The 13,905-nt window shown below is 63.3% G+C and carries 12 protein-coding genes; 4 read left to right on the top strand and 8 right to left on the bottom strand.

The annotated features are described in order from the left end of the window. Positions 1-8: 8 nt before the first annotated feature. The 7 genes from AC0V7N_RS02765 to AC0V7N_RS02735 all read right to left on the bottom strand — a co-directional run bounded on the left by AC0V7N_RS02765 (position 9) and on the right by AC0V7N_RS02735 (position 8,246). Complete coding sequence (locus tag AC0V7N_RS02765) at positions 9-2,564, bottom strand: sensor histidine kinase (protein ID WP_475454485.1); 2,556 nt, start codon at positions 2,562-2,564, stop codon at positions 9-11. A gap of 199 nt (positions 2,565-2,763) precedes the next feature. Next, positions 2,764-4,164: an adenosylhomocysteinase gene (gene ahcY / locus AC0V7N_RS02760; protein WP_475454483.1), complete on the bottom strand. Its 1,401-nt coding sequence runs from the start codon at positions 4,162-4,164 to the stop codon at positions 2,764-2,766. Between the two features lie 181 nt (positions 4,165-4,345). Then, a complete protein-coding gene (locus AC0V7N_RS02755; protein WP_475436677.1) occupies positions 4,346-4,657 on the bottom strand; it encodes an HPr family phosphocarrier protein in 312 nt (103 codons plus the stop codon). Beyond that, complete coding sequence (locus tag AC0V7N_RS02750; RefSeq protein ID WP_010912939.1) at positions 4,654-5,055, bottom strand: PTS sugar transporter subunit IIA; 402 nt, start codon at positions 5,053-5,055, stop codon at positions 4,654-4,656. The genes AC0V7N_RS02755 and AC0V7N_RS02750 overlap by 4 nt, the downstream gene beginning before the upstream one ends. A gap of 164 nt (positions 5,056-5,219) precedes the next feature. After that, positions 5,220-5,666, bottom strand: coding sequence for an HPr kinase/phosphorylase (locus AC0V7N_RS02745; protein WP_475460181.1), 447 nt, complete (start codon positions 5,664-5,666; stop codon positions 5,220-5,222). A gap of 9 nt (positions 5,667-5,675) precedes the next feature. Continuing rightward, positions 5,676-7,460, bottom strand: coding sequence for a sensor histidine kinase (locus tag AC0V7N_RS02740; protein WP_475454481.1), 1,785 nt, complete (start codon positions 7,458-7,460; stop codon positions 5,676-5,678). A gap of 84 nt (positions 7,461-7,544) precedes the next feature. Continuing rightward, complete coding sequence (locus AC0V7N_RS02735; protein WP_010912942.1) at positions 7,545-8,246, bottom strand: response regulator transcription factor; 702 nt, start codon at positions 8,244-8,246, stop codon at positions 7,545-7,547. 343 nt (positions 8,247-8,589) lie between these two features. Here AC0V7N_RS02735 and AC0V7N_RS02730 point away from each other — a divergent pair, with 343 nt between their 5' ends. Together AC0V7N_RS02730 and arfB are read left to right on the top strand one after the other, a co-directional pair. Next, a complete protein-coding gene (locus AC0V7N_RS02730) occupies positions 8,590-10,200 on the top strand; it encodes a phosphoenolpyruvate carboxykinase (RefSeq protein ID WP_475454479.1) in 1,611 nt (536 codons plus the stop codon). A gap of 95 nt (positions 10,201-10,295) precedes the next feature. Continuing rightward, the gene (gene arfB / locus AC0V7N_RS02725; RefSeq protein ID WP_475454477.1) at positions 10,296-10,733 is read left to right on the top strand and encodes an alternative ribosome rescue aminoacyl-tRNA hydrolase ArfB; all 438 of its coding nucleotides are present in this window, start codon (positions 10,296-10,298) and stop codon (positions 10,731-10,733) included. Positions 10,734-10,810: 77 nt separating this feature from the next. Here the strand turns inward: arfB and AC0V7N_RS02720 are convergent, their stop codons facing one another. After that, positions 10,811-12,958 carry a TonB-dependent siderophore receptor gene (locus AC0V7N_RS02720; RefSeq protein ID WP_475460179.1) on the bottom strand — a complete coding sequence of 716 codons (2,148 nt, stop codon included), beginning with the start codon at positions 12,956-12,958 and terminating at the stop codon, positions 10,811-10,813. A 12-nt stretch (positions 12,959-12,970) separates the two neighbouring features. Between AC0V7N_RS02720 and AC0V7N_RS02715 the strand changes: the two genes are divergently transcribed. Together AC0V7N_RS02715 and AC0V7N_RS02710 are read left to right on the top strand one after the other, a co-directional pair. Next, entirely contained in the window at positions 12,971-13,204 is a 234-nt protein-coding gene (locus AC0V7N_RS02715; RefSeq protein ID WP_475454475.1) for a hypothetical protein, read from the top strand. Between the two features lie 45 nt (positions 13,205-13,249). Further along, positions 13,250-13,879 carry an alpha-ketoglutarate-dependent dioxygenase AlkB family protein gene (locus AC0V7N_RS02710; RefSeq protein WP_475454473.1) on the top strand — a complete coding sequence of 210 codons (630 nt, stop codon included), beginning with the start codon at positions 13,250-13,252 and terminating at the stop codon, positions 13,877-13,879. Positions 13,880-13,905 lie beyond the last annotated feature (26 nt).

The raw sequence follows: 13,905 nt of genomic DNA, 5'->3' as shown, positions 1-13,905 counted from the left end.
CGAGCGCGCTACTCGGCCGCGGCGCGGATACCCGGCATGTCGGGGAAGGTGCAGATGACGGTCGTGCCCTTGTCCTTGCCGGTTTCAATGCGAACGTGGCCGCCATGCAGTTCGACAAAGCTCTTGACGATCGACAGGCCGAGGCCGGCGCCCCGCCGGCGGCCGCCATTGGTACGCGGTTCGAAGCGGCGGAACACCGAATCCAGGACATCCGGCGGCATGCCGGGACCGTCGTCATGAACCGAGAACTCCACCCCGTCCGCCAGATGGCGGCAGGCGAGACGGATGGTGCTGGCTTCCGGCGCGTAGTTGGCGGCGTTGCTGAGCAGATTGTAGAGGATCTGGCGGATGCGGATTTCGTCGCCGTGGAACGTCTTCGGCGCGGCAGCGGCATCGACCTCGAGCCGGATCGAATGCTCCTGCAGCCGGTCGGCGACGAGTTCCGCGGCCGCCGCGATGGTGCGGTCGACATGCACCTCGGAAATGTCGAGCTGCATGATGCCGGCGTCGACTGTCGCAAGATCCAATATATCGTTGACGATGGTGAGCAGGACCGAGGAGGACGAGCTGACATGCTCGACATACTCACGCTGCTTTTGATTGAGCGGTCCGGTCGTGGGCACGGAAAGCAGTTCGGTGAAGCCGATGATGTTGGTCAGCGGCGAACGCAGTTCGTAGGACACGTGCTGGACGAAGTCGTTCTTGAGCTGGTCTGATTTTTCCAGCGCCTCGTTCTTGTCCTTCAGCGCGCGTTCGACATTCACGCTGTCGGTGACGTCGACGAAGGTCATCATCACTTGCCCGTTGGGGAGCGGAATCACGGCGTAGCGCAGCACGATGCCGTTGTTGAGCTCGGTCTGGCCATGGCGTTCGCGGCGCTCGTCGTCGAACCCGGTGATGGCGGCAACGAAGCCAGGCCAGGGGCTGTCGACCGCCTGCCGGTCGCTAAGATCACGGATCGTCGAGACGTGCACATTGGGCTTGGCGGCGTCGCCACTCAATCCCCACAGCGTGGCAAAGGCCGGGTTCGACAGGCGGAGCCGACCATCGGGCCCGAACACCGCTACGCCTTCGGCGAGATTGTCGAGCGTCTCGCCCTGGACCCGCACCGCTGTGCGATAGCGGCTTTCCAGGTCCATCTTCTCGGTCAGGTTCTCGAACACCCAGGTGACGCCGCCCTTGGGCTGCGGGTTGGCGACGACGCGGATGGTCTTGCCGTCGGGCAGATGCCACCAATGTTCCTGCGATTCGACCGCGCGGTAGGCGCCGAGCAGGCCTTCCTTCCAGCGGCGCCATTCGGGCTGCTCGGCGATCTTGCCTTCGCTGCGCAGCCGGTCGAGCAAAAGCGCGTTGTCGGGCGCGCTGTGCAGGAAGCCGCTGTCGAGGCCCCACAGTTTCTGGAAGGCCTGGTTGAAGAAGCGCAGCTTCTCGTCGGTGTCGAAGATGGCGACGGCGGTGTTGAGCTGGTCGAGCGTGTCGGCGTGGCTGCGCACCGTGCGCTCATATTCGCCGCGAATGGTCTCGATGGCGCTGGTGTCGCAGGCAAGGCCGGCTGAACCGTCGGCACCGGCGAAGTCGGTCACCGCGAACACCCGGCGGTCGCCTTCGATCACCGTGGAGAGCGACTGTTCGAAAACTGGATGCAGTTTGTGCTGGGCGCCGATCGCCTCGCGTGCCTGGCCGCCGAGGAATTCCTTGGCGTCGCGGACGGCGGCTTCAGCGCTTTCAGCTTCGACCGCGTCGGCATAGGCCCGGTTGACCCATTTCAGGCGTCCGTGCTCGTCGCGCAGCCATGCCGGCATCTTCAGCGCTTCGAGCAGGCCGATCATCGTGTCATGGTCGGCGGCCAGCCTCTGGTTGTCGATCTTCAGCCGGGCCTGGCTGCGCTGTGTCTCGGAAAGCGAGACAAACCGCACCAGGATGTGCGCGGCGCTCTTGCGGCCATGCACCTCGAGCGGAGCGCCGGCCTGCGATTCGATGACCAGGTCGAACGGCCTCGCCTTTTCGCGCAAGCCAGCGATGGCATTCTCGAGCGCTGCCGCCGAGCGCGGCATCAGCCAGCGGCCGAAGGCCAGAAATGCTGCCCGCTCCTCTGGCGCGCCGCTTTCGACCGGCAATGTGCCGATGAGTTCCGGTTTCTTGTTTTCCGAGGCCCAGACGACCACACGCTGGTCGCGCAGATTGAGCAGCGCTTCCGAACGGCGCAGTGCCGCGTTGACGTCGGCGACGCGGCTTCTCAGTTCGACATTCTCCGCCGAGGTGCGGGCCCGTTCGCGGATGAGAACGATGGCCGACAGCAATGCCGCGCCGGTCACGCCGACGAACACGGCAAGCTGCATGACTTCGACCGTGTTGATCGACAGCCCGGCGGTGGCGACAGTGGCGTTCTCGGCATGTGCCACGGCGCTGGCCAAGGGACCGGCCAGCGCGGAGCTGGCCAGGAACAAGCCCGCGCGGGCACGCCATGAAAGGCGCCCGCCGTGGGTGGTCGAGCTTACGGTCCCCGAATCGTCATGGCCGCCGGAAACGGCCGATCCCGCTCCGTGCGGGTTTTGCCCCGGCATGTCTTGGTCCTCTCCGCCGCCTGAATGCAAGACCGCCCTGATACGCGCCTCTCTGATCCCCTCTCGGGCCGGAAGCGTCGCGAATCACCTGACAATAAACCCTCGCCGAATCGCCGTGAAGGCTGATCGCGCGCAAAAATAAAGCCGGGCGAAAAGTCAATCGCCCGGCGTCAATATCTGGTAGTAAATTTAGCTTTGGTTAATAGCGGTAGTGTTCCGGCTTGAACGGACCCTGCGGCGTGACGCCAATATAGGCGGCCTGCTCACCCGACAATTCGGTCAGACGGGCGCCGAGCTTGTCGAGGTGCAGGCGCGCGACCTTCTCGTCGAGATGCTTGGGCAGGACATAGACCTGGTTCTGGTACTGCTCGCCCTTGCTGAACAGCTCGATCTGGGCCAGCACCTGGTTGGTGAAGGATGCCGACATGACGAAGCTCGGATGGCCGGTGGCGTTGCCGAGATTGAGCAGGCGGCCTTCCGACAGGAGGATCATCCGCTTGCCGTCCGGGAAGGTGATCATGTCGACCTGCGGCTTGACGTTGGTCCATTTCAGATTGCGCAGCGACGCCACCTGGATCTCGTTGTCGAAGTGGCCGATATTGCCGACGATCACCATGTCCTTCATCGACCGCATATGGTCGAGGGTGACGACGTCCTTGTTGCCGGTCGTGGTGATGACGATGTCGGCGGTCGGAGCCGCGTCTTCCAGCGTGACGACTTCAAAGCCGTCCATGGCCGCCTGCAGGGCGCAGATCGGGTCGACCTCGGTGACCTTGACGCGGGCGCCTGCGCCCTTGAGCGAAGCCGACGAGCCCTTGCCGACGTCGCCATAACCGCAGACGACCGCGACCTTGCCGGCCATCATCGTGTCGGTGCCGCGACGGATGCCGTCGACCAGCGATTCCTTGCAGCCATACTTGTTGTCGAACTTCGACTTGGTGACCGAATCGTTGACGTTGATCGCCGGGAACGGCAGCAGGCCCTTCTTCTGCAGCTGGTAGAGCCGGTTGACGCCGGTGGTCGTCTCTTCGGTGACGCCGCGGATCGCCGCCTTCTGCTTGGTGAAGAAGCCGGGCGAAGCCTTCAGGCGCTTCTTGACCTGGGCATAGAAATATTCCTCTTCCTCGCTCTGCGGGTTGGACAGCACGTCCTCGCCGGCCTCGGCGCGGGCGCCGATCAGGATGTACATGGTGGCGTCGCCGCCATCGTCGAGGATCATGTTGGAGAGGCCGCCGTCGGTCCACTGGAAGATGCGGTCGGTGTAGTCCCAATACTGTTCGAGGCTCTCACCCTTGACGGCGAAGACCGGAATGCCGGCCTCGGCGATCGCCGCCGCCGCGTGATCCTGCGTCGAGAAGATGTTGCAGGAGGCCCAGCGGATGTCGGCGCCGAGTTCTTTCAGCGTCTCGATCAGCACCGCGGTCTGAATGGTCATGTGCAGCGAGCCGGTGATGCGCGCGCCCTTCAGCGGCTTCTTGGCGCCGAATTCCTCGCGGCAGGCCATCAGGCCCGGCATTTCGGTTTCGGCGATATCGAGTTCCTTGCGGCCCCAGCCGGCAAGCGAGATGTCGGCGACCACATAATCCTTGCTACCCGTCATGGCAGTGCTCCGATGCGAATTGTTATGCTGCGAATTGGTTGCGGATGCGCCCACGCCGGTCGGCGCGTCGAAGGGCGCGAATTGCCGGCCTGACTAGCAGATCAGGCTCAAGACGACAATGGGATATAAAGAAATCTTTATCCCTGCATGTCTCTCGGACATGTCTTGGAGGTGTGCGAGGTCAGCATTCCTCGCCGAAGCGGGAGGCGACGAGTTGCTCCAGCGCGTCCATGACCTCGAGCGCCTCCGGTCCGCTGGCGGTGACGCGGATCGAGTAGCCCGGGCTGGCGGCAAGCATCATCAGGCCCATGATCGATGTGCCACCGACCTTGACGCCGTCCTTCTCGACATGGACCGCGGCGTTGAAGCCGCTGGCGAGCTGGACGAACTTGGCCGAGGCGCGCGCATGCAGGCCGCGCTGGTTGACGATCGGAAACTCCCTGGTGATCGGATCTTTGGCGATCTGGTCTTTTTCCGGGGATAGCGCGTTCATTTGCTGCTCAGAAGCTGGCTGGCGACATTGATGTATTTGCGGCCGGCGGCCTGCGCCTCGTCGAGCGCGGCCGCCATGTTGTCGCCCTTGCGGATCGAGGACAGCTTGATCAGCATCGGCAGGTTCATGCCGGCGATCACCTCGGTGCGGCCGGATTCCATGACTGAAATGGCGAGGTTCGACGGCGTGCCGCCGAACATGTCGGTCAGCACGATGACGCCCGCTCCGGTATCGACACGGGCGACGGCGTCGACGATGTCGCGGCGACGCTGTTCCATATCGTCGTCGGCACCGATCGCCACGGTTTCGAAATTGTCTTGTGGCCCGACGACATGTTCGACGGCATGTCGGAACTCGGTGGCCAGTTGACCGTGCGTTACAAGCACGAGTCCGATCATTCTTTGGTGGCTCCCGTCATCGCCGCTTCACAGGCGCATTTTATGCTCGCCAGCCATTCCAGGCGGCGGGAGCGCTATCTTGTCGACGCGCGGCCCGTTGACAAGCCCAAAATTGCGCCGGCCCATGCCATTTTGACGCATTGCAACAAAAAACCCAAGGCGGATCATAGAAAAGGCATGATGGAGAGCCGCGCCATCACGGCGGGCAGGGCCGCCTGGAGGTTGCGCTCGGCCAGATCGATCCGCGGCACCGCGCACCCGGCGATCTCGTCGCTGGCGTCCTCCTGGAAGCGTGCGATTTCGCCGGCCGGCAGCAGGCGTACATGCAGGTCGACGACGCAGGCCGGTTCGAACGGCAGCTTCCGTGGTCCCAGTCCCGGCACTTCGGCGAGACCTCTTATGGTGGCGGGCGCGCGGCACACCAGCCGCCCCGCATGCGCTTCGACGAAAAGCTGATCGTCGCCGACCAGCCGCGCGAACAACCCGCGCCGGCCGCAATGGTCGATCAGCGCCAGCGCCAGCGTCGTCTTGCCCGAACCGGATGCCCCGCTGATCAGAATGCCGCGTTCGCCAATGAGGATCGCCGTTGCGTGAACGTTTTCAGGCTTCACGGCCGGCAATCACGCTTCGGCCGGCAGCGTCACGACGAAGCGCGCGCCCTTAATCTCGCCGGGCTTGGTGCCGGGGATGTTCTCGGCGGTCAGCGTGCCGCCATGCGCCTCGACGATCTGCCTGGAGATCGACAGGCCAAGGCCCGAATTCTGGCCGAACGCTTCGCCGGCCGGCCGGTCGGTATAGAAGCGTTCGAAGATGCGGTCGATGTTGTCGGCACGGATACCGGGACCATTGTCGTCGACGGTGAGGATGTTGAACTTGCCGGCACGCGCCAGCGACAGGCTGATGTGGCCATGGTCCTCGGGAACGAAGGAGCGCGCATTCTCGATCAAATTGGTGACGACCTGGCCGATGCGCAGATCATGGCCGACGACGATATAGCCTTTGACGCCTTGCGGCAGCTTGGCGACCTTGAGCTCGATCTCGACCGCCTTCTTGTTGCGCGTGGCTTCGCGCGACACGGCGACGAGGTCGGTGATGAATTTCTTCAGGTCCACGGTTCCAGCGTCTTCGCGCGCGAGTTCGGCGTCGAGACGGGAGGCGTCGGAGATGTCGGTGATCAGCCGGTCCAGCCGCCGGACGTCATGCTGGATGATGTCCATCAGCCGGCTGCGCGAATTGTCGTTCTTGGCCAGCGGCAAGGTTTCCACCGCGCTGCGCAGCGAGGTCAGCGGGTTCTTCAACTCATGCGACACGTCGGCGGCGAAGCTCTCGATCGCCTCGATCCGGGCATAGAGCGCGTTGGTCATGTCGCGCACGGCGATTGACAGATTGCCGATTTCGTCCTGGCGGTCGGAAAAGTCGGGGATTTCCTCGCGGTTCTTGACGCCGCGCCTGACCCGTACCGCCGCCGCCGACAGCCGGCGCAGCGGATTGGCGATGGTCGAGGCCAAAAGCATCGACAGGATGGCGGTCACGAGTGCGGCGATGCCGAAGACGCGCAGGATCGCCTTGCGCTCGGCGGCGACGATCTTGTCGATGTCGCCGCCTTCCGTCGACAGCATCAGCACGCCGAGAACGGCGCGGAAGCGCTGGATCGGCACCGCCACCGAAACGATCTGCTCGCCCTGTTCCGAGACGCGCACGATGGTCGACGGGCTGCCGGTCAGCGCCTTGACCACTTCCGGGAAGGCGGCGCCATTGCCGCCGGGCTGCTCGTGATAGACAGGCAGGTCGGTGTTGCGGAAGAAGTCGAAGATGAACTTCTGGACGCGCTCGACAAGGTCGGGCTGTTCCTCCTCGACCGGCGGCAGGTCGTAGCGCAGGATCTGGCCGCGCGAATAGAGGTGGCGCGAATCGAGCAGCAGATTGGCGTCTCGGTCATAGATGCGGGCCCGCGTCCGCGTAGGCGAGATCAGCCGCCGCAGCACCGGCGCGACACGCTCGGGATTGATCGGAAAGTCGAGATTGTCGAGCTGGTCCGAGCCCGGCCCCAGGCTTTCGCCGGCCTGCAGCTCAAGCAGTTTTTCCGGGTCGATGCTGATCGAGTCCGTCTCGACCGTCGCCGACGCCGCGATCGCCCCGGCGATGATCTCGCCCTGCGTCATCAGGCTTTCGACGCGGGCATCGATCAGCCCGTCACGGAAGGTGTTGAGGTAGAGGATGCCGGTGACCAGGACGGCCAAGCCGGCAAGGTTGAGGAACAGGATACGGCGTGTCAGGCTGGAAAAGATGTGATGGCCGAGGAAGCGGCGCATCGGCACAGTGATTTTCGACACAAAGGACGGCATGATGCGCGACGGCCGCCTGGCGGCGCCCGTCGGCCTGCTTCGCTGTGCTTCCACTGCCATCGAATAGCAGCTCCCGCCTAGTCCGTGGTTTGACGCATGTCGCGGCCCCAAACGCGGGACCGCTTATGGGCGACATACATCAAATTACGCTTCGCGGAACCGATATCCGACTCCGTAAAGGGTTTCGATCATCTCGAAGTCGTCGTCGACAGCCTTGAACTTCTTGCGCAGTCGCTTGATGTGGCTGTCGATCGTGCGGTCATCGACATAGACCTGCTCATCATAAGCCGAATCCATCAGCGCATCACGGCTTTTTACGACACCGGGACGCTGCGCCAGCGAATGCAGGATCAGGAATTCGGTGACGGTGAGCGTCACCGGTTCGCCCTTCCAGGTGCAGGTATGGCGTTCCTGGTCCATGACAAGCTGACCGCGCTCGAGCGAGCGGGCCTGCTGGCTGGGCGCCTTTGCCGCAGCCTCGCGGGCGCTGGCACGGCGCAGCACGGCGCGCACCCGCTCAACCAGCAGGCGCTGCGAGAACGGTTTGCGGATGAAATCGTCGGCGCCCATCTTGAGGCCGAACAATTCATCGATCTCGTCGTCCTTGGAGGTCAGGAAGATCACCGGCAGGTCGGACTTCTGGCGCATCCGGCGCAAGAGCTCCATGCCGTCCATGCGCGGCATCTTGATGTCGAGGATGGCAAGATTCGGCGGACGCGCCGCCAGGCCTTCCAGCGCGGACGCACCATCCGTGTAGGTCTCGACGCGATATCCCTCGGATTCGAGGGCGATCGACACCGACGTCAGAATGTTGCGGTCGTCATCGACAAGCGCGATTGTTGCCATTTCAAGCGGCTCCCTCATGAGCTGTCCCTTCTTTCGTAGAGAAGGGGCTTTTGCAGGACAAATTAGGTACAAAATGTGGCATAGGCCTTGTCCGCTGTCACGCGCGGGGTGCCGCCGGCCACAATTCAACCTCGACATGGATTGGACGAACGAACATCGCCAATCCTTTGGGCAACCGTGAAACTTTTCGCATATATAAACGATTTAAACAACTTTCAAAATATTTAAATCGATTAATGATTTGATATCATTTGGCTTTTCTGGTTTTGACCATCTCAGCCTGCGTAGCGGGCGTGCCGGAAAGACGCCGGCAAAGATGCGGAAAATCGTAGAAGGGACACCAATGTCGGAAGTCGGCAAACGCAATCCTGCTTGCCCGATCGATCGTATCGGCCTGAAAACCACCGGCGTGGTGCGCTACAATTTCGGTGCGGCCGCCCTATACGAGGACTCGATCCGGCGCGGCGAGGCTCGACTGACCGCACATGGCGCGCTGGTCGCCGAGACCGGCCAGCACACCGGCCGTTCGCCCAAGGACAAGTTCGTCGTTCGCGATGCAGCCACCGAACAACATGTCTGGTGGGACAACAACAAGGCAATTTCGCCGGCCCAGTTCGAGACACTGCTTGCCGATTTCCTCGCCCTCGCTGCGGACAAGGATCTCTATGTTCAGGATCTGGTCGGCGGCGCCGATGCGGAGTTGAAGCTCCCCACCAGGGTGATCACGGAATTTGCCTGGCACTCTTTGTTCATCCGCAATCTGCTCATCCGTCCGGACAAGGCCGAGCTCGAGCAGTTCGTGCCCGAGATGACGATCATCGACCTGCCATCCTTCCGCGCCGATCCCGCCCGCCATGGCAGCCGCACCGAAACGGTGATCGCCGTCGATCTCACCCGCAAGATCGTGCTGATCGGCGGCACCTCTTATGCCGGCGAGATGAAGAAGTCGGTGTTCACCATGCTCAACTATCTGCTGCCGCAGAAGGGCGTGATGCCGATGCACTGCTCCGCCAATGAGGGGCCGGCCGGCGACGCCGCCGTCTTCTTCGGCTTGTCGGGCACCGGCAAGACGACGCTGTCGGCCGATCCGTCGCGCACGCTGATCGGCGACGACGAGCATGGCTGGGGGCCGCACGGCATCTTCAACTTTGAGGGCGGCTGCTACGCCAAGACGATCAAGCTGTCGGCTGAAGCCGAGCCGGAGATCTTCGCCACCACGCAGCGTTTCGGCACGGTGCTGGAAAATGTCGTGCTCGACGCCGACGGCGTGCCGGACTTCAATGACGGCCGTCTCACCGAAAACACCCGCTGCGCCTACCCACTCGACTTCATCCCCAACGCCTCGAAGACCGGGCGCGCCAGTCACCCCAGAAACATCATCATGCTGACCGCCGATGCCTTCGGCGTGATGCCGCCGATCGCGCGGCTGACCCCGGCGCAGGCGATGTACCATTTCCTCTCCGGCTACACGGCCAAGGTCGCCGGAACCGAAAAGGGCGTCACCGAGCCCGAAGCGACGTTCTCGACCTGTTTCGGCGCACCGTTCATGCCGCGTCATCCATCGGAATACGGCAATCTACTGCGCGAGCTCATCGCCAGCCATGGCGCCGATTGCTGGCTGGTCAACACCGGCTGGACCGGCGGCGCCTATGGCACCGGCAAGCGCATGCCGATCAAGGCGACGCGCGCTTTGCTTGCCGCCGCACTCGACGGCTCGCTGAAGACAGGTGAATTCCGCACCGACACCAATTTCGGCTTCAAGGTGCCGGTGACCGTGCCTGGTGTCGACAGCGCCATTCTCGATCCGCGCTCGACCTGGGCCGACAAGCCTGCCTATGACCGGCAAGCGGCAAGACTGGTCGGCATGTTCGCCGTCAACTTCGAGAAATTCGAGCCGCATGTCGATGCAACCGTCATGGGTGCGGCGCCCCGCATGCAGGAAGCGGCGGAGTAACAGCCAATCGCTCGGCATCATTGCCGCTCAGCATCAGAAAAGGCCCGGTTTCGATCGGGCCTTTTCTTTTCACGCCGCCGCGCCATGACTGCGGCATGCCGATCGACGACAACATCATCATTGCGGCCGAAGCCGTGATCCACCCAGGCGACCTGCACGAGGATTTCATCCGCTCGTCGGGTCCGGGCGGCCAGAACGTCAACAAGGTGGCGACCGCCGTGCAGCTACGCTTCGACGCGGCCAACGCGGCCGGCCTGTCGGAACGCGTGCGAGAGCGGACGATCAAGCTTGCCGGCCAGCGCGCCACCAAGGACGGCGTCATCGTCATCGAGGCCGGGCGCTTCCGCACCCAGGAACAGAACCGCGCCGACGCCCGGGCGAGGCTCACGGCATTGGTCGCCAAGGCCGCTGAACCGCCGCCACCGCCACGCAAGAAGACGCGGCCCTCGAAAGGCTCGGTCGAGCGGCGGCTGAAGAGCAAGGCAGGGCGCGGGACGATCAAGAAGCTGCGCGGCCGGGTGGATAACGATTAAGCGCCACCGGCCGGGCCGTTTCGAGACGGCAAAATCAAGACGCCGCGCATCCGAATGGACGCGCGGCGTTTCCGATTCTACCAGCTGCGCTTCAGCGAAGCTGTAATGTTGCGGCCCTGGCCCAAATAGCAATAGCCGCTGTTGCACACGACAGGACGTTCATCGGCGATGTTGCGGACGGCGAAGGCGGCGCTGACACCTTCATATTTCTTGTCGATGGCGCCGAAATCATAGGACGCCGAGGCATCGAGATAGACCGCGGCGTCATTCTTGGCGGTGTTGGTGGTGTCGGTGTGGGTGGCGCTCTGCAACCTTACACCCGCGCCGACCGAAAGGCCCGGGGCGGCACTGCCCTCGTCGAACTTGTAGTTGGCCCAGAGGCTCGCGACATGCGCGGGCGTAACAGCCGGAACCTTGCCGATCTCCGCAGCCGCGCCGTCGGTGATCTCAGCATGGTTGTAATTGTAGGGCGCGACCACATCCAGCCCATCCATGATGGCCGCGCGCGCCTCGAGCTCAAAGCCGTTGCCGGTGACTTCGCCCAACGCCCGGTAGGTGCCCATGTTGGCGTTGACGACAACCGGCTTGTTCTTCTCGACAAGATGATAGGCGACCGCCGACAGCAGGATGTCGGTTCCCGGCGGCTGGTACTTGACCCCCAGTTCGAATTGCTCGCCCTTCGTTGGCTGGAGAATGTCGCCTGACTCGGATCGGTTCGTGACCGGCTCGAACGAGGTCGCATAGCTCGCGAAAGGCGCGACGCCATTGTCGAACAGATAGAGGGCGCCGGCCTGCAGGCTGAAGGCGTTCTTGTTCAAGCCCTCGGAAGTGCCGTCACCGTATTGGCGCGTCTGCTCGACCCAGGTCTGCCGGCCACCGAGCGTGAAGCGCCATCTGTCAAGTTCGACCTGATCCAGCGCATAAATACCGGTCTGGCGCAGATCCGCATCGGACGTCGTGAAATTGTAGTCCGGCGTTGGGCCGGAAACACCGTAGGTCGGATTGGCGATGTCGAAATCATAGGCAGGATTGACGGGACCTATCCCATAGCCGAAGGACGAGGTCAGGTTGGTGTAGTCGAGGCCGAGAAGCACAGTGTGGGCGAGCGCGCCGGTGTCGAGCTTGGCTTCGATCTGGTTGTCGGCCTGGAATACGTTCATTTCGTCGCGGATCGAATTCGCATAACGATGTGCGACGGTGCCCGTCCAACTCGCGACCGCAAGATAGCGCGACCTCAGGTCGAGATGGGAATACCGAACGTTCTGGCGTAACGTGATGCCGTCGCCGAAATCGTGCTCGAACTTGTAGCCGATCTGCTGCTGCCGGATCTTCTGGTAGTCGTAGTCCGGGTCGCTCTCGCGCAGAGCGTGGATCTTTCCCGACGGGTCCGTGATCACGCCGACATTGGCATCCGTCTCGTCGGCCTGCACCAGCCCGTAGATGGTGAAGGAGGTCGCGGCATCCGGATTCCAGGTTAGCGACGGCTGCAGGAAGTAGCGGTCGTCGGCGATGTCGAAATTGGTGTCGCCGTTCCGCGCCAGGCCGACGATCCGGTAGAGGAACTCGTCGCTGCCTTCCGTGACCGGCCCGCCGAAATCGAAGGCCGCCTGGGCCCTGTCCTTCGTACCATAGAGCAACTGGACTTCGCGAATCCTGTCCTCGGTCGGCAGCTTGGGCACCTTGTTGACGATGCCGGCCGGCGTTCCCGCACCGTAAAGCACCGACACCGGTCCCTTGATCACCTCAACCCGTTCGAGCGAATAGGGGTCGGTGCGGAACGTGCCGTAATTGATGTAGGGCTGGCGCAGGCCGTCCTTGTAATCGCCGAGCGTCGTGGCGTCGTAGCCCCGGATATAGATCTGGTCGAAGCGCGGATCGAAGCCGTAGGCGCCGGTGCTGACGCCCGCCGAATAGCGCACCGCCTCGATGATGTCCTGCGCGCCGCGCTCCTCGAGTTCCTTGCGCGTCACCACCGAGACGGAGCGCGGCGTTTCGATGAGCGGCGTATCCGTCTTGGTCGCACCGGAGCTGCGCTTGGCCGCCACCGTCTTGTCGTCCCCGGAAGTGACCCGACCGCCCTTGCCGCTGACCGTGATCGGCTCGAGCGTGCCGTCTTGTGTCTGGGTGGCGGCTTGCTGCGCGTGCGCCTGATGAGCACCGAGCAGCGTTACAAGGCACGTCGTGGCGAGCAATCCCCGGCACCAAACCCCACCACCCCTGACCATGTTGGATCCCTCATGAAACGTCACGTCGATATGCCTCGCTCTTTGCCATTCGCTGCCAGCGACCTCTCCCTCTCGCCGGCATCCATATTGTTGCCCAAAACACTCAAGTTCAAAAACTTGACTATGGAATTCATGTTTACTCGTCAACCGTCTTTCGCCGAGCCGGGGCGTGAATCCGTCGCCCATCTCCACATCGGCAAGCGCAATGAGATCGGCGACGGCTTTCGGGTCGCCGTTTTCCTTTGATGGTGGCATCTTGCGGGCTCGAACCATCTCAAGGTGCGTTATTCCATGCTCGTTCTGCCCAACGGCGTCCGCCACATGCCGGCCTACCTCTCCCGCACTGTTCAGGAGGCGTTGGTCGAGGCGGTGAGAAGCATCGTCCAGCAGGCGCCGCTGTTCGTGCCGGCCATGCCGCGCACCGGCAAGGAGATGAGCGTGCGCATGACCAATTGCGGCCCGCTCGGCTGGGTCACCGACAAGGAGCGCGGCTATCGCTACCAGCCGACGCATCCGCTGACCGGAGAGCCATGGCCACCGATCCCGGAGGGTCTGCTCGATTTGTGGCGGCAGGTGTCGGGCTATCCGAATCCGCCGCAGGCCTGCCTGATCAATTTCTACACGGCGGACGCCAAGATGGGCCTGCACCAGGATCGCGACGAGGCCGATTTCTCGGCACCCGTCGTCTCCGTCTCGCTGGGCGATGATTGCCTGTTCAGGGTCGGCCAGACGACGCGCGAGGGCGCCACCAAGTCGTTCAGGCTGAAGAGCGGCGACGTCGTCGTGCTCGGCGGCGAGGGCCGCCTTGCCTTCCATGGCGTCGACCGCATTTACCCGTCGACCTCGGCACTGCTGAAGAACGGCGGCAGGATCAATCTGACGCTGCGGCGGGTGACGAAGCCGCACGAGAGCCCCGTATAAGCCGATCTTAACGCACATCCCTTATC

The organism is Mesorhizobium kamtschaticum (assembly GCF_056174585.1).
Note: the sequence above shows the minus strand (reverse complement) of the source record. Positions and strands in the feature narration are given on the sequence as shown.